Here is a 19,104-nt window from a genome sequence, read left to right as displayed (position 1 = left end):
GGCCGGTATGTGACCGGCCTCACCAGGTGCCGCGGGCCACCTGATCGGTGCTTGAATCGACGTCATGACCTCTCTCCTCAGCGACGACCTGCTCGCCACCGTCCGCGGCCGTGCCGCGATCCACGACCGGGAGAACTCCTACTTCACCGACGACCTGGCGGACCTGGTCGAGGCCGGGTACCTCGCCGCCCTCGTCCCGACGTCGATGGGCGGGGCGGGTCTCACGCTGCGCGAGCTCTGCCACGAGCAGGCGCGCCTGGCCGGCGCCGCGCCCGCCACGGCGCTGGCCGTCAACATGCACCACGTGTGGACCGGCGTCGCGCGCTACCTGCACGAGCGCGGGGACGGCTCGCTCGACTGGCTGCTCGCCGAGGCCGCGGCCGGCGAGGTGTTCGGGTTCGGCTACTCCGAGGCCGGCAACGACCTGGTGCTGCTCGGGTCGCGCACCGAGGCCCGGCCCGACGGCGAGGGCGGCTACACGTTCCACGGCCGCAAGATCTTCACGTCCAACTCCCCCGGCTGGACGCGCCTCGGCGTGATGGGCCTGGACTCGACCACCGACCCGGACGACCCGCGGATCGTGCACGCGTTCGTCACCCGCGACGGCGGCGGGTTCGAGATCCTGGACGACTGGGACACGCTCGGCATGCGCGCCTCGCAGTCCTGCACCACCGTGCTCGACGGCGCCCACGCCCCCGCGCAGCGCGTCATGCGGCGCATCGCACCGGGACCGAGCCTGGACCCCTACGTGCTGGGCATCTTCACCAGCTTCGAGATCCTGCTGGCGTCGGTGTACGCGGGGATCGCCGACCGGGCGCTCGAGCTCGCCGTCGAGACGGTGGGCCGCCGCACGTCGATGAAGACCGGCAAGGCCTACGCCCAGGACCCGGACATCCGGTGGCGTATCGCCACCGCGGCGCTGGCCCAGGACGGCATCTGGCCGCAGATCGACCAGATCGCCGGCGACGTCGACGCGCTGGAGGACCGCGGCGCCGGGTGGTTCCGGGCGACGGCGGGACTCAAGGTGCGCGCCACCGAGACGGCCCGGTCCGTGGTGGACGAGGCGATCCGGTGCTCCGGCGGCTCGACCTACTTCAACCGGTCCGAGCTCGGCCGCCTCTACCGGGACGTCCTGGCCGGCATCTTCCACCCGAGCGACGACGAGTCGGCGCACTCGACGGTGGCGCAGTCGCTCCTCGGCCCGGTGGACCAGGACTGACCGGAACCGGCGTTACGCGGCGGCGTGCCGCTGCCGCTCACGCTCGAGCCCGTCCAGCAGCAGCCCGAGGGTGAACTCGAACTCGGTCTGGCTGTCGCACCAGCCGAGCATCGGGTCGTCCGCGGCATGGACCTCGGAGGCGACCATCGCGGCCACGTAGGGCAGCGCCCGGGCCATCGCCTCCATCTCGGCCTCGGTGGCGTCGGCGTCACCGGCGTCGCCGGGGCTGAAGAGCTCCTGCGAGAACCCCAGCACCATGCTGCCGAGCGCGTGCATCGCGCGGTGCGCCAGGTGGTACGAGCAGCCACCGCGGACCATCACGCCGAGCACGTCCTCGTAGAGCTGGAAGATCCCCGGCCGGATGGACGTGCGTGACCCGAGCAGACCCGGCACCCACGGGTGGCGCAGCATCACCGTCCGGGCGGCGAGGCAGCGGTCGCGGACCTCGGCGACCCATCCGCCGTCGCGCACCGGAGCGGCGTCCGGCCCCGCCCCGACGTCGACGGTGGTCACGTCGATCTGACCGGCGACCTCGGCCGCCACGACGTCGATCAGGCCGTCGAGCAGCTCGTCCTTCTTGCCGGGCAGGTGGTGGTAGAGCGACATCGCCTCGACGCCGAGCTCGCCGGCGACGGCACGCATCGTCACGGCGGCGAGCCCCTCGGCGTCGGCCAGCCGGACCCCGGTGGCGAGCACCTGGTCCCGGCTCAACGAGCCCCGCGTGCGTGTGCTGGTCCGCCCCTCTTCCATCCGGCCACCTTACGCCGTATGGTTGCCTTACGGCGTAAGGATGCGCCGCTCCCCCTCCACGAAGGAGCTCCGACATGGACCAGCGACTCTCCCGCCGCGACGCCCGCACCACCGCGTGGCTCTACCTCGCCATGGCCGTCACCGGCATGGCCGGCTTCCTGACGGTGCGCCCGCGGCTCTACGACGCCGCCGACCCCGGCGCCACCACCGCCAACCTCGTCGACGGCGAGCTCCTGGCCCGCCTCGGGATCAGCCTCGAGCTCGGCCTCGTGATCAGCCAGGCGCTCGCTGCCCTGTGGTTCTACCGCCTGTTCCGCTCCGTCGACGCGTTCGCCGCCGGCGCGGTCGCCGCGTTCGGCACGGTCAACGCGATCGCGGTCCTCGGCAGCGCAGCGGCCCTCGGGGTCTCGCTCGAGACGGCGCTCGCGGGCGACGCCGCCGCCCCGCACCTGATGTTCCTGCTCGCCGAGAACTTCTGGGCGGTCGGTGCGGTGTTCTTCGGTCTGTGGCTCGTCCCGATGGGCGTGCTGGCCCTGCGCTCCGGGATGCCGCGGGCCCTCGGGTGGTTCCTCGTGGGCGGCGGGGTCGGCTACGTCCTCAGCGCGTTCGTCGGCTACCTGGCACCGGCCGCGGACGCCGTCGCCGAGGTCCTCACGATCCCCGCGACGATCGGCGAATTCTGGATGATCGCCCTGCTGCTGTGGATCGGGTTCCGCCCGGCACCCGCGGAATCCCCCGGCACCCGCGAGACCGTCCTCGAATCGTGAGGTCCGCACCCCGGGCAAAGGGACGGTCCGGGAGCGTCTAAGATCCCGCCATGACACTGAGCCGGGGCACCGTCGCCCGCTACGCCGTGGGATCGGTCGGCACGGGTGGCTTCAGCACCCTTCCCGGCCTGGTCCTGGTCTACTACCTGACCGACACGCTCGGGGTGGCCGCCCTGACGGCGGGGCTCATCGTCACGCTCGCGAAGGTGTGGGACGTCGTCATCGACCCGGTCATCGGCGCGGCGAGCGACCGCGACCGCGCCCGGCACGGCTCCCGGCGCCGCCTCATGGCGCTCGGCGGTCTGCTGCTGCCGCTGTTCTTCCTGCTCACCTTCGCGGTGCCGGCCTCCTGGGACCCGGCCGCGGGCGCGGCCTGGGTCCTGCTGGCGTTCCTCGCCGCGGCGACGGCCTTCTCCCTGTTCCAGGTGCCCTACATCGCCCTGCCGGCCGAGCTCACCGACGACTACGACGAGCGCACCCGCCTGCTCACCGCCCGCGTCGTGGTGCTGACCGTCGCGATCCTCGCCTTCGGCGGCGGTGCGCCCGCCCTGCGCTCGGTCCTGCCGGACGAGCACGCCGGCTACCTGCTCATGGCCGCCGTCGCCGGCCTCGTGCTGGGCCTGTCCCTGCTGGTCGCCGCCGGGGTGGAGCAGGGCGTGCGACGACGGCGTGACGGCGTGCGCCCGGAGCCCGACCGGGACCGCACGCCCACGCAGGAGGAGCCCTCCGGTGCCCGCCGCCACCCGCTCGCGTCCTACCGCGACGGCCTGGCCGTGCTGCGCACCAGCCTGCCGTTCCGGATGCTGCTGACGACGTTCGTCCTGCAGGCGCTGGCCACCGGCACGATGCTCGCCGGGGCGCAGTACGTGGCCCGGTGGGTGCTGGACGACGAGGCGGCGGTGACGTTCCTCTTCGCGGCCCTGGTCGGACCCGCGGTGGTCTTCGCGCCGGTGTGGGGCGCCGTCGCCCACCGCCTCGGCAAGGAGCGCGCGTTCCGGCTCGCCTCCGCGCTGTTCGCCGTCGCGGCGCTGGCCCTGCTGGGGCTGGCCTGGTCCCCCGGCGCCTGGGTGTACGCCGTCGTCGCCGTGGCCGGCGCCGCGTACGCGGGCCTGCAGTCGCTGCCGATGGCGATGCTGCCCGACGTCGTCGCGCACGACGCCCGGACCCGCGGGCCGGGCCGGGCGGGCGCCTTCTCGGGCGTGTGGACCGCCGGGGAGACCACCGGCTTCGCCCTCGGCACGGCGCTGCTGTCGGTGACGCTCGCCGTCACGGGCTACGCCGCGTCGCGGGCCGAGGAGCTCGTGGCGCAGCCCGACAGCGCGGTGCTGGGTATCGTGCTCGCGTTCTCGGTGCTGCCCGCCGTCCTGGTCGCGCTCAGCCTGATCACCCTGCGCCGCTACCCGCTGCGCAAGGACGACATCGAGGCCGCGCGGGTCGCGGCCACCCGTGAGGAGTCCGCATGAGGTTCGCCACGTCCCCCGACGACGTCCTGGCTCGGCTCGCCGCCCTGCGCGAGCACGACGCCCCCACGCACGGCGGGCACGTCCTGAGCTACGTGTACGACTCGGGTGAGCCGGAGCTCGACGAGCTCGCGGGTGCCGCGGTCCGCGCCATGCAGCCCGTCAACGGGCTGGACCCCACCACGTTCGGCTCCGTGGCCGCCCTGGAGCGCGACCTGATCGCCTTCACCCGGGACCTGCTCGGCGGCGACGAGGACGCCGCGGGCCCGGTGGTCGGCACCGTGACGTCCGGGGGCACGGAGAGCTGCCTGCTCGCCGTCAAGACCGCCCGCGACGCCTGGCTCGCCGCCCGCGGGCTCGCACCGGGCGCCGCACGCCCGCGGCTCGTGGCACCGGTGACCGTGCACGCCGCCTTCCAGAAGGCCGCGCACTACTTCGGCCTCGCGCTCGACCTCGTGCCGGTGCAGCCCGGCGGCGCCGTCGCCGCGGACGACGTCGCGGCACGCCTCGAGGACGCCGACGACGTCGCGCTGGTGGTCGTCTCCGCGCCCTCCTACCCGCACGCCGCGCTCGACCCGGTCGCCGAGGTGGCCGCTCACGCCGCGCAGCGCGGGGTGCCCGTGCACGTCGACGCCTGCATCGGCGGCATGGCGTTGCCGTTCTGGCCCGGCCTGCCCGCCTGGGACCTGCGGGTGCCGGGCGTGACCAGCCTGTCCGTCGACCTGCACAAGTACGGCTACGCGCCCAAGGGCGTCTCCGTGCTGCTCCAGCGCGGCCGGGACCGCCAGCGTGGCCAGTACTTCGCCACGACCCGCTGGCCCGGCTACCCGGTGGTGAACCCGACGCTGCTGGGTTCCCGCTCCGGCGGACCGCTGGCCGCCGCGTGGGCGATCACCCAGGCGCTGGGCCGGGAGGGGTTCGCCACGCTCGCCGAGCGCTCCCGCCACGCCACCGACGCCCTGCGCGACGCCGTCGGGCGGGTCGAGGGCCTGCGCGTGGTGGGCGAGCCCGTCGGGCCGCTGCTCGCCGTCGCCACCGACGACGCCGTCGCCCCGGAGCGCCGCGTCGACCCGCACCTCTGGGCGGACGCCGCCACCGCCCGCGGCTGGGTGATCCAGGCGCAGCCGGCCTTCCCCCAGGCCGACGGCACCGTGCTGCCCCACACCACCCACCTGACCGTCACGCCGGTGACGGCACGGGTCCTCGACGACCTCGTGCCGGCGCTGACCGCTGCGGCGGACGAGGTGCGCGGTGCGTCGCGACCCGACGCGGGTGCGTTGCTGGAGCAGCTCGCGGGCTCCGGGGTGCCGCTGGACGGGCCCCCGGACTCGGCGACGGCGGCGGGGATCCTCGGCGGCCTCGGGCTCGACGCGTCCCGGATCGGCGACGAGGGGCCCGGCGTCGGCCCGATGGCGCCCCTGCTCGCCGCGATCGAGGCGCTGCCCGCGCCCCTCGCCGAGCGGCTGCTGGTCGAGCTGCTGGCACGGCTCGCCGAACCGCGCGGATGACCGTCCCGGGGCCCGGTGGCGTGCCGGTCGCGGCACCGGCCGGGGCGTCTCCCGACGCCGCGTAGGCTGGGGCGCCATGACGCACGAGCACGGCGCCCCCGAGCCCTCGCACGCCCCCGGCACGATCGCCGTCACCGCCGGCCGGCCCGCCCGCGTGCAGGGCGGACCGGTCAACCCGCCCGTGGTGCTCAGCTCCACCTACGTCTCGCGGGGCGTGCCCGGTGACGAGCTGCTCTACGCCCGCAACGGCACCGAGACCTGGGAGCCGTTCGAGGCGGCGCTCGCCACGCTGGAAGGGGGGCGGCACGGCCTCGTCCTCGCCTCCGGGATGGCCGCGATGGCGGCGGCGATCGGCGACCTGGCCCCCGGTGCCGTCGTCGTGGTGCCACGGCACGCCTACCAGGTCACGCTCGGCTTCCTCGACGACCGGGCGCGGCGCCACGGCGTCGAGGTGCGCCGGGTCGACGTCGCGGACACCGAGGCGACCGTCGCGGCCCTGGACGGCGCCGACCTGCTGGTGGCCGAGTCGCCGACCAACCCGATGCTCGAGGTGGCCGACCTGCGCGCCGTCCTCACGGCCGCGCGCGAGCGCGGGGTGCGCTCGATCGTGGACAACACGTTCGCCACCCCGCTCGGGCAGCGGCCCCTCGCGCTCGGTGCCGACGTCGTGGTGCACTCGGTGACCAAGTACCTGGCGGGTCACTCCGACGTCGTGCTCGGCGCCGTCGTCACCGACGACGACGCGATCGCCGCCGAGATCCGTGCCTATCGGACCATGCACGGCGCGATCGCCGGCCCGATGGAGGTCTTCCTCGCGCTGCGCGGGCTGCGCACGCTGCACCTGCGGGTCGAGCGGGCGGCCACGAACGCCGCCGAGCTCGCCCGCCGGCTGACCGCGCACCCCGCCGTGGCAGAGGTGCGCCACCCCTCGCTGCCGACCGATCCCGGGCACGAGCGGGCCGCCGCCCAGATGACCCACTTCGGCGCCGTCCTCGGGCTGCGGCCCCACGGTGGACCCGACGCGGCCGACGCCGTCGTCGCGGCCGTGCGGCTCTGGGTGCCCGCGACGTCCCTGGGCGGCGTGGAGTCCACGCTCGAGCGACGCCGCCGGTTCGCGACCGAGTCGGCGACGGTCCCCGAGGACCTGCTCCGGCTCTCCGTCGGGGTGGAGGACGTCGAGGACCTGTGGGCGGACCTGGAGCGGGCGCTCGCCGGGCGCACGGCACACGCCTAGGGTGAGGTCAGGGCTACCGGCCCGAGCCGCCACGACCGGGAGGCACCATGCGCACGCTGCACCGACGTCGGACCCTGGCCGTGCTGCTCGCTGGCGGCGCGGCCCTGCTGGTCGCCGGCTGCGACGGCGCCGACCTGCCCGGCTACGGCACGGGCGGGGAGCCCGCGGCGTCGGCCACCGCCACGGAGCCGACGGACCCGGGGACGAGCAGCCCGCCGGCCTCCGACGAGGAGAGCGCGGAGCCGACGGACGCGGGGACCGACGACGCCGCGTCCGACGAGCCCGACGAACCGTTCGAGGGCGGCACCGCCCTGGCCGAGGCCGAACCCGGGGACGGTGCGATGCTCACCGTGACCGACGTCCGCGCGGCGGCGCACGACGGCTACGACCGGGTGGTGTTCGAGCTCGACGGTGAGGGCACCCCCGGCTGGCGCGTCGAGTACGTCGACGAGGCGCTGGACGACGGCAGCGGGAACCCGGTGGAGGTCGACGGCGACGCCGTCCTGCAGGTCGTCCTGACCGGCACCGCGATGCCGATGGACTCCGGGGTCACCGAGTACGGCGGCGACCCGGTGGACGGACCGGGGACGTCGATCGACCAGGTCGTCTACCGGTTCGTCTTCGAGGGACAGACGACGGCGTTCGTCGGCGTGGACGGCGAGCCGCGGCCCTTCCGCGTCTTCGGCCTCGACGACCCCGCCCGCGTCGTCGTCGACGTCGGGCACTGAACCCCGGCAGGACGCCGCCGGCCGGCGCGGTCAGTCGGTGCGGTCCTCGGCCTTCTGCGGCCGGGACAGCAGCGCCCGGGCCATGTCGTCCACCGAGAGCCCCTCGTGGAGGACGGCGACCACGCCCGCCGTGATCGGCATGTCGACGCCGTGCTTCTGCGCGAGCTCCAGGACGGACCGGGAGGACTTGACGCCCTCCGCGGTGGTGCCGGTGGCCACCAGGGCGTCGTCCAGCGACATCCCCTGACCGATGTGCTTGCCCAGCGTGTGGTTGCGGGACAGCGGGGAGGCACAGGTGGCGACCAGGTCCCCCATGCCCGCCAGGCCGGCGAACGTCTCGCTCTGCGCGCCCAGGGCCCGTCCCAGCCGGGTGATCTCGACCAGCCCGCGCGTGATCACGGTGGCGGTGGTGTTCCAACCGAAACCGCGTCCCTGCGCCATGCCGATCGCCAGGGCGATGACGTTCTTCACCGCACCGCAGAGCTCGACCCCGACGACGTCGGAGTTCGTGTACGGGCGGAAGTAGGAGTTGGAGCAGGCGTCGGCCACGAGGCGGGCGTTCGCCTCGTCGGTGCACGCCACCACGGTCGCGGTGGGCTGGCGGGTGGCGATCTCCAGGGCGAGGTTCGGACCGGAGACGACGGCGACGCGACCGGGGTCGATGTCGAGGGCTTCCGAGACCACCTGGCTCATGCGCTTGTCGGTGCTGAGCTCGACGCCCTTCATGAGGGACACGACGACGGCGTCCGGCTCCAGGTGCTCGCGCAGGCCCTCCAGCGTGGTGCGGGCCACCTGCGACGGGATCGCCACGACGACGAGGCGAGCCCCGGCCAGCGCGGCCGCGGCGTCCGTCGTCGCGCCCATCGGCGGCAGCTCGACGTCGGGGAGGTACCGGGGGTTGCGGCGGTCCGTGGCCACCTGACGCACCACGGCCTCGTCCCGGCCCCACAGCGTGACCTCGCAGCCGGCGTCGGCCAGGACCGCGGCGAACGTGGTGCCCCAGGAGCCCGCACCGAGCACGGCGGCGCGCGGCGCGCTCACGGGCGCTCCACCGGGGGGTACTCGCGCTGCCTGGTCTCGTACTCAGGGTGCTTGCGCAGGTCGAAGCGGCGCGCGGGCGGCTCCTCGGCACGGATCACGGCCAGCTCGGCGGTGATGGCGTCCATCACGCGGTTCATGGCCTCGCGCAGGGTCGTGGCGTCGATCGGCCGGTCGTAGAGGTCCGACAGGTCGACCGGTCTGCCGGCGTGCACCTGGACCCGCTTGCGGCCGAACGGCTTGGGCAGCTTGCCGTAGCGGGGCAGGATGCGCTCCGCACCCCACTGCGCGACCGGTACCACCGGGAGCTTCGAGGCCAGGGCCACGCGGGCCAGTCCCGTCTTGGGCTCCATGGGCCAGCGGTCGGGGTCTCGCGTCAGCGTGCCCTCGGGGAAGATCGCCACGCAGGCGCCGTCCCCGAGCTCGCGGCCGGCGCGTTCCAGGGAGGCGGCCGCGGCCGCGCTCCCCCGCTCGACCGGGATCATGTTGGTGCCGCGCAGCACCCCGCCGACCACCGGGGCGTCGAACAGGCTGCGCTTGGCCAGCACGCGCGGCTCGTAGCCCTGGTCGAACAGGTAGTGCACGAACGTCAGCGCGTCGAGCTCGGTCACGTGGTTGGCCGCGGCGATGAATCCGCCGGTGGTCGGCAGGTTCTCGGCGCCGCTCCACTCGTAGCGGCACACCGAGAACATCAGCGGGCGGACGATCTTCGCGATGAGTCGGTAGGTCCGCGACTCGGGTCTGGCGATGGGCACGGCCACTGAGCCTACCTGCCCGACGGCGGCCGGGGCCTCCCGGGACCCGGGGCCGGGCCGGGACCGCCGCCGTCGGGCACCGCACCGGGGACGTCACACCTGGTGGGCGTACACGACCGTGTTGTCCTCGTAGTGGCCCACGCTCGGGTCCCAGTCGCCGCCGCAGGTGATCACGCGCAGCTCGGGGCGGTCCGCGTTCGCGTAGACCTGCCGGGTGGGGAACTCGTCCTTGTCGTACGCCGCCACGCGATCGACCTCGAAGGTGACGGTGCTGCCGTCCTTGCGGTCGACGTGCACCCGCTGACCGGGTTCGAGCTCGGACAGGTGGTAGAAGACGGACTCGCCGTTCGGGCTGTCGACGTGCCCCTCGATCACCGCGGGGCCGTCGTCGCCGGGACGCGGCGACCCGTCGAACCAGGCGGCGCTGTCGATGTCGTCACCTGCCGGCACCTCGAGGGTGCCGTCACCGTTCAGGCCCAGGTGCAGGAGCGTGGAGTCGACGTCGATCGCGGGGATGCGCACCCGCACGGGGGCGGCGCTCCTCGCCGTCGGTTCCGCGGAGGGTTCGGCCTCCTGCGCGGTGGGAGAGGGGCTTCGCGTCGGGTCGGCGACCGGGCCCGGCAGCGCCTCCCCGGACGGGGTGGGCGACGGCGCCGGCCGCGCCGAGGTGTCCTCGGCGGCGACCGGCGCCGGTGCCGGCTCCTGGGTCCCCAGCCCGACGGCGACCGCCGTCCCGCCGCCGACCAGCAGCCCGGCGGCGACGACGACGGCCACGCGTCGGGACGGCATCAGGAGTCCTGGTTCGCGGTCCGACGGCGGGCGACGAGACCCGCGGCCACGCCGGCGCCCGCGAGGAGAGCGACGCCACCACCGGCGATCAGGCCGACGTTCTCGACGCCGGCGGTCTCACCGGAACCGGTCTGGACGCCACCGGCAGGCATCTCGTCCATCTGCGAGGCGGTCAGGATGCCGCACAGGGCGGGGTCGGTGGCCTCGGCCGGCAGCGACGGGTCGAGGTCCGACTCGGTGTCGCCGTCGTAGGCACCGCTGCCGTCGTAGTCGACGCCGTGCACGACGAGCGCGACGTCACCGGCGAGGATGTCGTCCGCGATGTCCTGCGACACCTCGATCGAACCCCGCTGGTAGTCGATCTCACCGTTCTTCGCGGTGTCGAAGCGGTCGACGGCCAGGGCCGAGTCGCCCGAGGTGTCACCCTTGGTGGTCAGGGAGACCTGCACGGACCCGTAGGAGGGCACGCCCTCCGAGGTCGTGATGGTGCCGGACCCGTCGGCGTCGTCGCCCTCGACGGGGCACTGGTTCTTGGCGTCCTCGCCGTAGTGCAGGTGCGCGGCGTGCGGGCTGCCGGCCAGCAGGCCGGAGGCCGCGAACTCGACGGTGAGGGTCGTGCCGTCCACCCACACCATCGCGTCGCCGCTGCCGTCCACGCCGTTGAGCGGGACCGGCGTGAGGTCGCCCTGGGCGGTGCCGTCCGCGGCCGAGGCCGGTCCGGCGACGGCGAGCAGTCCGGCGAGCGAGAGAGCGGGCGCGACGAGCGCGGCTCGGGTACGTGCCTTCATGATCGATCCCTTCGTCACGGACCACGACGTTCGCGGCCCATGACAAGGGTTCGGAGCACTCCCCGGAGCGGATGGGTCCGGATCTCGACCGATCCGGACCCGCGCGCTCAGTCGCGCGAGACGTCGGCCCCGAGCGCGACGAGCTTGTCCTGGAAGGACTCGTAGCCACGGTCGATGAGGCTGATCCCGCGCACGGTGGACGTGCCCTTCGCGGCGAGCGCCGCGATGAGGTGGGAGAACCCGCCCCGCAGGTCGGGGACCTCGATGTCGGCGGCCTCGAGCGTCGTCGGCCCGGACACGACGGCGGAGTGGTGGAAGTTGCGCTGACCGAACCGGCAGTCCCCGCCGCCCAGGCACTCCTTGTAGACCTGGATCGTGGCGCCCATCTGGCGCAGCGCCTCGGTGAACCCGAAGCGGTTCTCGTAGACCGTCTCGTGCACGATCGACAGCCCGGTGGCCTGGGTGAGCGCCACCACGAGGGGCTGCTGCCAGTCCGTCATGAAGCCCGGGTGGACGTCGGTCTCGAGCACGATGGGCCGCAGGTCGCCGCCGGGGTGCCAGAACCGGATGCCGTCGTCCTGGACGTCGAACTGGCCCCCGACCTTGCGGAAGGTGTTGAGGAACGTCATCATCTCCGGCTGCGAGGCGCCCTTGATGGTGACGTCGCCGCCGGTGGCCAGGGCGGCCGAGGCCCAGGAGGCCGCCTCGATGCGGTCGCCGAGGGCCGTGTGCGCGTACCCGTCGAGACGGTCCACGCCCTCGATGCGGATCACACGGTCGGTGTCGACCGAGATGATGGCACCCATCTTCTGCAGGACGGCGATGAGGTCCATGATCTCCGGCTCGGTGGCCGCACCGGTCAGCTCGGTGATGCCCTCCGCCCGGACGGCCGTCAGCAGGAGCTGCTCCGTGGCGCCCACGGACGGGTACGGCAGCTCGATCCGGGTGCCCTGCAGGCGGCGCGGGGCGCGCAGGTGGATACCGTTGGGGCGCTTGTCCACCACGGCGCCGAACTGGCGCAGGATGTCCAGGTGGTAGTTGATCGGCCGGTCGCCGATGCGGCAGCCGCCCAGGTCCGGGATGAACGCCTCGCCGAGGCGGTGCAGCAGGGGTCCGCAGAACAGGATGGGGATGCGGCTGGACCCGGCGTGGGCGTCGATGTCGGCCACGTGCGCCGACTCGACGTTCGAGGGGTCCAGGTCGAGGATGCCGGCGTCCGGGTCGTACTTGACGTTGACCCCGTGCAGCTCCAGCAGGCCGGAGACGACGCCGACGTCGCGGATCTGCGGCACGTTGCGCAGGACGCTGGCCGACTCGCCGAGCAGGGAGGCCACCATCGCCTTGGACACGAAGTTCTTGGCCCCACGCACCTCGATGGTGCCCCGCAGCGGCGTACCGCCGTTCACGTACAGCAGATCAGTCATGGCTTCGTCGTTCATCCTGTCGTCACGGGGTTCTCCGGCAGCACGGTGGCGCTGCCGCGGTGCGGGCCCGGGGCTCGCGTCGCACGGATCGTGCGCAGCGGGACCGATCCTGCCCCCGCCGACCCGGTGGTGCCAACCACCGGCGCACCCGCGTTATTCACGTTCACCACACCTTCACGCGCTGGGCGCGGACTCGCGCGGGGGCGCGCCGGAGTCGACGCGATCGTGACCGGGTCGCTGGTCCGCCGACATGAACGCCGCGCACACCACGCCGACGAGGAGGACCGCCCCGACGAGCAGCAGGGACTGGCCGGCGGCGGTCGCGAACCCGGAGCCCACCGCGTGCTGGGCCGCTGCACCGAGCTGCGCCGCGACGTCGTCGGGCACCCCGTCCGGCACCTGGAACCCGCCCTGCCCGGCCTGCTCCGCCGACCCCGCCGCCTGCGCGACGCCGTCGACGAACGCCTGGCGGTACTGCTCGGGCAGGTCGGCCGCGGCGTCGGAGGCGGCCGCCGGGATCGTCACGCCGAGTCGTGAGCTGAGCATCGCCACGATCGCCGCCGACCCGATGACGCCGCCCACCTGCCGGTTGGTGTTGAACGCGCCGGCGCCCGCGCCCGCCGTGCGGTGGTCCAGGCCGGAGGTGGCGAGGTTCGACAGCGGGGAGAACGTCAGTCCCGTCCCCAGGCCGAAGAGCCCCATCGGCCACAGGAAGGTCCAGGGCGACATGTCGGCGTCCATGACCCCGGCGATCCACACCACGGCACCGGCGATCGACACGAAGCCCGCCGCGACCACCCACTTGGCCGGGACCCTGTCGGAGAGCCGCCCGGCGAACGGCGCGACCACGCCGGAGACGAGCGACCCGGGGACCATCACCAGCGCGGCCTGGATCGGCGTCAGTCCCAGCACCGACTGCAGGAAGATCGTCAGCGGGAAGAAGATGCCGATCATCGCGAACGTGACGACCATGCCGTCCACGTTCGCCAGCGAGAAGTTGCGCGAGCGGAACAGCCGCAGCGGCAGCAGCGCGGCGTCCGCCTGCCGGTGCTGCCACCACACGAAGATCCCCAGGACCACCAGGCCGCCGCCGATGACGTTCCAGACCGTCAGCGGACCCCACAGCGTGCCCCAGTCGTACGTGGACCCCTCCTGCAGCCCGAAGACGATCGCGCCGAGGCCGAGCACCGAGAGCACGACGCCGAGCGAGTCGATCGTCGTGTCGCGGGAGGCCAGGTGCGGCAGCCGCGCGAACGAGAACCACAGCGCCGCCACCCCGATCGGGATGTTGACGTAGAAGATCCACTCCCAGCCGATCGTCTCGACGAGGATCCCGCCCAGCAGCGGCCCCGCGATCGTGGCGACCCCCGCCGTCGCCCCCCACAGCCCCAGCGCCCCGCCACGCTGCTGCGCCGGGAAGACGCGCGTGATCATGGACATCGTCTGCGGGGTCATGAGCGCCGCCCCGACGCCCTGCGCCACCCGGAACCCGATGAGCCAGCCGATCTCCGGCGAGCTGCCGATCTCCCCGGAGAACCCGCAGAGGAACGAGAACACCGTGAAGACGACCAGGCCGGTCACGAACACCGCCTTGGGGCCGTACCGGTCACCCAGACGGCCCGCCAGCAGCATCAGCACGGCGTACGAGAGCAGGTAGGCGCTGTTGACCCACCCGACCTCCACCAGGGAGGCCGAGAACGCGTCCGTCAGCGTCGGGATCGCGATGTTCACGATCGTGGTGTCGACCATGATCATGAAGAAGCCGAGGATCAGCGGCGGCAGGACGCTCCATGCGGAGCGTCCGTGCAGGTCGACGAGCGGCTGGACGGTCCCTGGACCGGTCGCGGAGGTCATGGTGGACATCATGCTCCCCCGGGGGCGGCGCCATCTCCGCGGTGATACCCTGAGGGGTATCGGGGGACGGTCGACGGAGGAGTCACCATGTCCGCTCGAGTCCTGGTCCTCGGCAGCAGCTTCGCCGGGTTGACCGCGGCACTGTCCGTGAAGTCCCACCTGGGCCGCGCCGCCGACGTGACCGTCGTGTCGCCGTCGGACCGGTTCGTGTTCAACCCCTCGCTCATCTGGCTGCCCTTCGGCCGCCGCGGGCGCACCGACGTCTCGTTCCCGGTCGCCCCCACCCTCGCGAAGCGTGGCGTGCCGTTCGTCCACGGCGCGGCCACCGCCGTCGACCCGGGAGAGCATCGCGTCGAGACGACGCAGGGAACGCTCGACTACGACTACCTCGTCATCGCCACCGGGTACCGCAACGACCTGGACGTCGTGCCGGGGATGCGCGAGACCCCGACCATCACGACCCTGCCCGACGCCGAGCGGACCTCCGACGCCTGGCGCCGGTTCCTCGACGACCCGGGCGACGTGGTGATCGGGGCCACGCAGCGCGCGAGCTGCTTCGGGGCGGCCTACGAGTTCCTGTTCAACACCTCCTACCAGCTGCGGCGCGCCGGGCTGCACGGCGAGGTCGGGCTCACCTACGTCACCTCCGAGCCCTACGCGGGGCACTTCGGCATCGACGGGATGCCCGGCGCCCGCACGCTCATGAGGATGTTCGCGAAGAAGGAGGGCATCACCGTCGAGACGAACCAGTCGATGAAGGCGATCCGCCCCGACGCCGTGGAGCTCGCCGACGGACGAGAGATCCCCTACACGTTCGCCATGATCGTGCCGCCGTTCCGGGGCCAGGACTTCCTCGCGAGGACGCCCGGCCTCGTCGACGCCGGCAACTACGTCCCCGTGCGGCCCACGTACCAGTCGGAGCGCTGGGACGACGTCTACGCCGTCGGGATCGCCGCCGCCGTCCCCGTGCCGTGGACCACGCAGGTCGCCACCGGCATCCCCAAGACCGGGTTCCCCAGCGAGCAGCAGGCCCACATCGCCGCGAAGAACATCGTCTCCCAGGTGCGCGGCGAGGAACCGACCGCGGCCAAGGAGTTCGCGAAGATCCCGGCGCTGTGCGTCATGGACGCGGGCAACAACGGTGTCGCGATGGTCGCCGACCACATGCTGCCTCCGCGCAAGGCGGCCGTCATGGTGCCCGGGCCGCAGAACCACGCGTTCAAGGTCGGGTTCGAGAAGTACTCGCTGGCAAAGATGAAGGCGGGCAGGGTCGGGCTCCCCTGACGTTCCCCGCGCCGAGCCGGCTGGGGGTGGCGGCCGCCGAAGGTCCCGGGACGGACAGGTCCGACGGCCCGTGACGGCGGACGCGCGGCGCGCGACGATGGCGGTGGACGCACAGGGCGACCGGCCGATCGGAGGTCGAGCCATGGAGACAGCACCCGCCGCCCGGGCCGGCGAGCGACACGCCACGGGTGCCCGACGGGTCGGCTACCTGTTCGCCGTCGGGGCCAACCTCGTCATCCTGCTGCTGATCCACGCCTGGCCGGGGTGGGAGGCGGTGCCGTTCCTCACCGCACGGACCGTGGAGGTCCTGCCGGCGGTCGACGCCGCGATCGTCGTCGGCCTCGTGGCCGACCTCGTCTACGTCGTGGCCGACCCGCCGCGCCTGCGGGCGCTCGGCGACATCGTCGTCACCGCCGTCGGCCTGGTCGCGATCGCGACGGTCTGGGGGGTCTTCCCGTTCGCCTTCCCCGGGCACACGTTCGACTGGGAGCTCCTGGTCCGGATCCTCCTCGTGGTCGCCGCCGTGGGCAGCGGGATCGGGATCATCGTGGCCCTCGTCCGGCTCGTCGACGGGACGAGGTGACCGGCATGTCCGCCTCCTCGACGTCCTCCGCCCCGGACGCCGCCGTCCCGCCCCCCGTCCTCGTGGACGCCGACCCGCCGGCGGACCTGTCCCGCGGGCTCTGGCTGATCAAGTGGCTGCTCCTCGTCCCGCACGTCGTCGTGCTGGTCTTCCTCTGGCTCGCCCTCGCGGTGCTGACCGTGGTCGCCTTCTTCGCGATCTTGTTCACGGCCCGGTACCCCCGGTGGATCTTCGAGTTCGCCGTCGGCGTGCTGCGCTGGAGCTGGCGGGTCTCCTACTACGGCTACGGGGCGCTCGGCACCGACCGCTACCCGCCGTTCACTCTCGCCGACGTGCCCGACTACCCGGCCCGCCTCGAGATCGCCCCGCCGGGACGGCTGTCGCGCGGACTCGTGCTGGTCAAGTGGTGGCTGCTCGCGCTACCGCACTACGTGGTCGTCGCCCTGTTCCTCGGCGGAGGCAGCAGCCAGACGATCGACACCGCGTCGGGAGGCACCGTCGTCGTCGACACCCCGCCGTACGCGGGCCTCGTGAGCGTGCTCGTCCTCTTCGCGGCGGTCGTGCTGCTGTTCCGGAACCGCTACCCGCGCGGCATGTTCGACCTGGTGATCGGGATGCAGCGGTGGGTGTTCCGCGTCGCCGTGTACGCCGGCCTCATGACCGACGTCTACCCCCCGTTCCGCCTCGACCTCGGCGGCCGGGACCCGGCCCGGCCGCCGGCCCCATCGACAGGAGAACTCCCATGACCCACACCTGGAACATCGCCGTCCAGCTCTTCGACTCCGACGACCTGGTGCGCGAGGGCCGCCTCACCTCGGCACACGCCACGCTCACCACGTCGGCCGGCACTTCTCTCGAGGGCCGCGGCGAGGCCCGTCGCAACCCCGACGACCCGTCCGTCCCCGAGATCGGAGAGGAGCTCGCCACCGCCCGTGCGCTGCGCGACCTGGCGGACCGGCTGCTGGCGGCGACGTCGGACGACATCGCCGCTTTCGAGCACCACCCGGTGCACCTGACCGCCTGAGCACCTCCCGCTGTTCCCGGTCGGGTCACCTGCCGGGCGATCGTGCGGCCACCCGCCACCAGCCGTCGGCGGCCTCCGCGGCACCGACCGGGACGGGCCGGGCCAGGGCGTCGTCCCGAGTCAGACCGGGCACGACCCGGTAGTCGATCGAGCCTCGTTCGCTCACGAGCTCGAGCACGCGCCACAGGGAGCAGGCGTAGGCCTCGGCGCGCTCGGCGCCGTCCCACTCGTACAGGCCGCGGTAGAGGTGCCGCTCGTCGGCGGCGAGCCACAGCTTGGACACGAACCCGGGGAACCCGACGAACAGCGGGGTGTTGAGCAGGCTCTCGGCGCGGAAGAGCGCGTGCCCGCGATCACCACGGATCCCCCGGAGCCGGAACGCGACGGCGAGGAAGCAGGGCTCGCTCGGCGACCGGGCCGCGACCGTCTCCCGGTAGACGCGGCCCTGCGTGCCGTCGGCGAACCGCACGACCCGGCCGACGGCGGACCGCGGCTGCCGCACCCGGCCCCTGACGAGCAGGGGGACACTGACGACGACGCAGCGACCGACGGCGCGCCAGGCCGCGGGGCGGGGTGCCGGGCGAGAGGCAGAGGCCGGGCCCATGACGTCTCCCTTCCACCTCCCAGGCTCGGCGCGACGCCGCTCGGCGGACAGGGCCGAAGGTCCCCCGGCGGGGACCGGACGGTCCCAGGGACGGCCGGGTTCAGGCGGCGCAGCTCCCCGGCGTCACGGCGGCGTCCAGGTCGGGGGCCCGGGCGGCCACGGGCATCAGCTCCGTGGTGGTCACGCCGTAGGCCAGGTCGTCGCCCGACGCCGAGCGGGCGAAGATCACGCCGACGACGTCGCCGTCCGTGGACAGCACCGGTCCCCCGGAGTTCCCGGGCCGGACCTCGGCGGCGAGCACGTAGATGTCGCGGTCGGCACCGCCGATGCCGCCGCTGGTCGGGATGCGGGCCGAGCCGACGTCGAGCACCTCGGCCCCCGTGGAGGTGAAGGGTCCGCCGTGGGGATACCCCTGGACGACGGCGGGGTCACCGACGTCCAGCACCGGTGCCACGTCCAGCGGCTCCGCGTCCAGCCCGTCGACGGCCACGACGGCGAGGTCGGCCTCGGGGTCGAAGTAGACGACACGGCCCTCCAGCGCGGCACGGCCGGGCAGCTCGACGAGCGGCCGCTCGACGCCGGCCACGACGTGCGCGTTCGTCACCACCCGGTCCGGCCCGACGGCGAACCCGGAACCGGTCACGCCCGTCCCGCACGCGTACGCCGTGCCCCACACCTTCGCCACGGACTGCGCCGCGGCCTCCAGCGCCGGGTCGTCGAGGTCGACGTCGGGGGCCGTCGTCGTACGGCGCGGGTCCAGGAGCCCGTCCAGCCGGGGCAGACCGTCGTCGAGCACCATGGCCTGGGCCTGGGCGAGCGCGCGACCGACCGGCGTCGGCGTGTGGTCCTCGATCGCGCGCAGCACCGCGGAGGACGACACCGCGGAGGCGACCCCCGGCGCACCCGTGGCCGTGAGCGTGGCCCCGACGAACGACAGCGCCACGGCCGCCACCAGGACGTTCGCCACCCCGCCCAGCAGTCGCTCGACCGGACGCAGCGCGGTGCGGTCCACCTGCCGCCGCAGGCTGTGCCCCACGCCGGACCCGATCGAGGCGCCGACCAGCGGCAGCGCGACGGCCAGGAGCACCGAGACCGGCCCGCGCCACTGCGACGTCGGCAGGGCGTCGACGGCCAGCGGGACCAGCAGGAACGCCGCCACGCCCCCGACGACGAGCCCCACCAGGCCGCCCAACGTGGCCAGCAGACCGCGGCTCAGCCCGGACAGCAGCGCGACGACCAGGACGGCGACGAGCAGGAGGTCGAGCAGGGTCACGGGGTCCCTCCGCGGGTGTGGG

General features: G+C 73.8%; 19 protein-coding genes. 10 read left to right on the top strand and 9 right to left on the bottom strand.

Going from position 1 to position 19,104, the window contains the following annotated elements; translation table 11 throughout:
* Nucleotides 1-64 precede the first annotated feature (64 nt).
* The gene (locus tag ACIQLL_RS15535) at nucleotides 65-1,219 is read left to right on the top strand and encodes an acyl-CoA dehydrogenase family protein (protein ID WP_402469033.1); all 1,155 of its coding nucleotides are present in this window, start codon (nucleotides 65-67) and stop codon (nucleotides 1,217-1,219) included.
* 12 nt (nucleotides 1,220-1,231) lie between these two features.
* On the opposite strand, the gene ACIQLL_RS15530 is transcribed toward ACIQLL_RS15535, so the two are convergent.
* Complete coding sequence (locus tag ACIQLL_RS15530) at nucleotides 1,232-1,969, bottom strand: TetR/AcrR family transcriptional regulator (RefSeq protein WP_402469031.1); 738 nt, start codon at nucleotides 1,967-1,969, stop codon at nucleotides 1,232-1,234.
* A 74-nt stretch (nucleotides 1,970-2,043) separates the two neighbouring features.
* Here ACIQLL_RS15530 and ACIQLL_RS15525 point away from each other — a divergent pair, with 74 nt between their 5' ends.
* The 5 genes from ACIQLL_RS15525 (at nucleotide 2,044) to ACIQLL_RS15505 (ending at nucleotide 7,666) form a co-directional block, all read left to right on the top strand.
* Nucleotides 2,044-2,736, top strand: coding sequence for a DUF4386 domain-containing protein (locus ACIQLL_RS15525; protein ID WP_402469029.1), 693 nt, complete (start codon nucleotides 2,044-2,046; stop codon nucleotides 2,734-2,736).
* A 50-nt stretch (nucleotides 2,737-2,786) separates the two neighbouring features.
* Nucleotides 2,787-4,199, top strand: a complete 1,413-nt coding sequence (locus tag ACIQLL_RS15520) for an MFS transporter (RefSeq protein WP_402469027.1) — start codon at nucleotides 2,787-2,789, stop codon at nucleotides 4,197-4,199.
* The gene (locus ACIQLL_RS15515) at nucleotides 4,196-5,704 is read left to right on the top strand and encodes a pyridoxal phosphate-dependent decarboxylase family protein (protein ID WP_402469024.1); all 1,509 of its coding nucleotides are present in this window, start codon (nucleotides 4,196-4,198) and stop codon (nucleotides 5,702-5,704) included. The genes ACIQLL_RS15520 and ACIQLL_RS15515 overlap by 4 nt, the downstream gene beginning before the upstream one ends.
* Before the next feature lie 76 nt (nucleotides 5,705-5,780).
* On the top strand, nucleotides 5,781-6,938 hold the full coding sequence (locus ACIQLL_RS15510; protein ID WP_402469022.1) for a trans-sulfuration enzyme family protein: 1,158 nt from the start codon (nucleotides 5,781-5,783) through the stop codon (nucleotides 6,936-6,938).
* A gap of 47 nt (nucleotides 6,939-6,985) precedes the next feature.
* Nucleotides 6,986-7,666: an AMIN-like domain-containing (lipo)protein gene (locus tag ACIQLL_RS15505; RefSeq protein ID WP_402469019.1), complete on the top strand. Its 681-nt coding sequence runs from the start codon at nucleotides 6,986-6,988 to the stop codon at nucleotides 7,664-7,666.
* A 30-nt stretch (nucleotides 7,667-7,696) separates the two neighbouring features.
* Here the strand turns inward: ACIQLL_RS15505 and ACIQLL_RS15500 are convergent, their stop codons facing one another.
* The 6 genes from ACIQLL_RS15500 to ACIQLL_RS15475 all read right to left on the bottom strand — a co-directional run bounded on the left by ACIQLL_RS15500 (nucleotide 7,697) and on the right by ACIQLL_RS15475 (nucleotide 14,314).
* Nucleotides 7,697-8,707: an NAD(P)H-dependent glycerol-3-phosphate dehydrogenase gene (locus tag ACIQLL_RS15500; protein WP_402469016.1), complete on the bottom strand. Its 1,011-nt coding sequence runs from the start codon at nucleotides 8,705-8,707 to the stop codon at nucleotides 7,697-7,699.
* Entirely contained in the window at nucleotides 8,704-9,459 is a 756-nt protein-coding gene (locus tag ACIQLL_RS15495) for a lysophospholipid acyltransferase family protein (RefSeq protein ID WP_402469015.1), read from the bottom strand. Before ACIQLL_RS15495 ends, ACIQLL_RS15500 begins: the two co-directional genes overlap by 4 nt.
* 93 nt (nucleotides 9,460-9,552) lie before the next feature.
* Nucleotides 9,553-10,248 carry a class F sortase gene (locus tag ACIQLL_RS15490; RefSeq protein ID WP_402469012.1) on the bottom strand — a complete coding sequence of 232 codons (696 nt, stop codon included), beginning with the start codon at nucleotides 10,246-10,248 and terminating at the stop codon, nucleotides 9,553-9,555.
* The gene (locus ACIQLL_RS15485) at nucleotides 10,248-11,036 is read right to left on the bottom strand and encodes a hypothetical protein (RefSeq protein WP_402469010.1); all 789 of its coding nucleotides are present in this window, start codon (nucleotides 11,034-11,036) and stop codon (nucleotides 10,248-10,250) included. Before ACIQLL_RS15485 ends, ACIQLL_RS15490 begins: the two co-directional genes overlap by 1 nt.
* A 107-nt stretch (nucleotides 11,037-11,143) precedes the next feature.
* Nucleotides 11,144-12,460: a UDP-N-acetylglucosamine 1-carboxyvinyltransferase gene (gene murA / locus ACIQLL_RS15480; protein ID WP_402469008.1), complete on the bottom strand. Its 1,317-nt coding sequence runs from the start codon at nucleotides 12,458-12,460 to the stop codon at nucleotides 11,144-11,146.
* Nucleotides 12,461-12,634: 174 nt separating this feature from the next.
* Nucleotides 12,635-14,314: a DHA2 family efflux MFS transporter permease subunit gene (locus ACIQLL_RS15475; protein WP_402469005.1), complete on the bottom strand. Its 1,680-nt coding sequence runs from the start codon at nucleotides 14,312-14,314 to the stop codon at nucleotides 12,635-12,637.
* Nucleotides 14,315-14,401: 87 nt separating this feature from the next.
* On the opposite strand from ACIQLL_RS15475, the gene ACIQLL_RS15470 reads away from it, so the two are divergent.
* From ACIQLL_RS15470 to ACIQLL_RS15455, 4 genes are all read left to right on the top strand, one after another.
* Nucleotides 14,402-15,598, top strand: a complete 1,197-nt coding sequence (locus tag ACIQLL_RS15470) for an NAD(P)/FAD-dependent oxidoreductase (RefSeq protein WP_402469004.1) — start codon at nucleotides 14,402-14,404, stop codon at nucleotides 15,596-15,598.
* 142 nt (nucleotides 15,599-15,740) lie between these two features.
* Complete coding sequence (locus ACIQLL_RS15465) at nucleotides 15,741-16,181, top strand: hypothetical protein (protein ID WP_402469002.1); 441 nt, start codon at nucleotides 15,741-15,743, stop codon at nucleotides 16,179-16,181.
* Between the two features lie 5 nt (nucleotides 16,182-16,186).
* Complete coding sequence (locus tag ACIQLL_RS15460; protein ID WP_402469001.1) at nucleotides 16,187-16,927, top strand: DUF4389 domain-containing protein; 741 nt, start codon at nucleotides 16,187-16,189, stop codon at nucleotides 16,925-16,927.
* Nucleotides 16,924-17,205: a DUF1876 domain-containing protein gene (locus ACIQLL_RS15455; protein ID WP_402468998.1), complete on the top strand. Its 282-nt coding sequence runs from the start codon at nucleotides 16,924-16,926 to the stop codon at nucleotides 17,203-17,205. The genes ACIQLL_RS15460 and ACIQLL_RS15455 overlap by 4 nt, the downstream gene beginning before the upstream one ends.
* A gap of 25 nt (nucleotides 17,206-17,230) precedes the next feature.
* On the opposite strand, the gene ACIQLL_RS15450 is transcribed toward ACIQLL_RS15455, so the two are convergent.
* Nucleotides 17,231-17,707: a hypothetical protein gene (locus tag ACIQLL_RS15450; RefSeq protein ID WP_402468996.1), complete on the bottom strand. Its 477-nt coding sequence runs from the start codon at nucleotides 17,705-17,707 to the stop codon at nucleotides 17,231-17,233.
* Between the two features lie 202 nt (nucleotides 17,708-17,909).
* Nucleotides 17,910-19,082 (bottom strand): MarP family serine protease, encoded by a 1,173-nt coding sequence (locus ACIQLL_RS15445; RefSeq protein WP_402468993.1) that lies wholly within the window; start codon nucleotides 19,080-19,082, stop codon nucleotides 17,910-17,912.
* Nucleotides 19,083-19,104: the final 22 nt, after the last annotated feature.

Source organism: Isoptericola aurantiacus (genome assembly GCF_044769875.1).
Classification (GTDB): Bacteria; Actinomycetota; Actinomycetes; order Actinomycetales; family Cellulomonadaceae; genus Isoptericola; species Isoptericola aurantiacus.
Note: the sequence above shows the minus strand (reverse complement) of the source record. Positions and strands in the feature narration are given on the sequence as shown.

Bases quoted from the DNA above. Each gene is read 5' to 3' on its own strand.
- ACIQLL_RS15510 (WP_402469022.1), top strand. From the start codon at position 5,781: ATGACGCACGAGCACGGCGCCCCCGAGCCCTCGCACGCCCCCGGCACG.
- ACIQLL_RS15525 (WP_402469029.1), top strand. From the start codon at position 2,044: ATGGACCAGCGACTCTCCCGCCGCGACGCCCGCACCACCGCGTGGCTC.
- ACIQLL_RS15460 (WP_402469001.1), top strand. From the start codon at position 16,187: ATGTCCGCCTCCTCGACGTCCTCCGCCCCGGACGCCGCCGTCCCGCCC.
- ACIQLL_RS15520 (WP_402469027.1), top strand. From the start codon at position 2,787: ATGACACTGAGCCGGGGCACCGTCGCCCGCTACGCCGTGGGATCGGTC.
- ACIQLL_RS15475 (WP_402469005.1), bottom strand. From the start codon at position 14,314: ATGACCTCCGCGACCGGTCCAGGGACCGTCCAGCCGCTCGTCGACCTG.
- ACIQLL_RS15530 (WP_402469031.1), bottom strand. From the start codon at position 1,969: ATGGAAGAGGGGCGGACCAGCACACGCACGCGGGGCTCGTTGAGCCGG.
- ACIQLL_RS15535 (WP_402469033.1), top strand. From the start codon at position 65: ATGACCTCTCTCCTCAGCGACGACCTGCTCGCCACCGTCCGCGGCCGT.
- ACIQLL_RS15470 (WP_402469004.1), top strand. From the start codon at position 14,402: ATGTCCGCTCGAGTCCTGGTCCTCGGCAGCAGCTTCGCCGGGTTGACC.
- ACIQLL_RS15485 (WP_402469010.1), bottom strand. From the start codon at position 11,036: ATGAAGGCACGTACCCGAGCCGCGCTCGTCGCGCCCGCTCTCTCGCTC.
- ACIQLL_RS15505 (WP_402469019.1), top strand. From the start codon at position 6,986: ATGCGCACGCTGCACCGACGTCGGACCCTGGCCGTGCTGCTCGCTGGC.
- ACIQLL_RS15490 (WP_402469012.1), bottom strand. From the start codon at position 10,248: ATGCCGTCCCGACGCGTGGCCGTCGTCGTCGCCGCCGGGCTGCTGGTC.
- ACIQLL_RS15465 (WP_402469002.1), top strand. From the start codon at position 15,741: ATGGAGACAGCACCCGCCGCCCGGGCCGGCGAGCGACACGCCACGGGT.
- murA (WP_402469008.1), bottom strand. From the start codon at position 12,460: ATGACTGATCTGCTGTACGTGAACGGCGGTACGCCGCTGCGGGGCACC.
- ACIQLL_RS15455 (WP_402468998.1), top strand. From the start codon at position 16,924: ATGACCCACACCTGGAACATCGCCGTCCAGCTCTTCGACTCCGACGAC.
- ACIQLL_RS15515 (WP_402469024.1), top strand. From the start codon at position 4,196: ATGAGGTTCGCCACGTCCCCCGACGACGTCCTGGCTCGGCTCGCCGCC.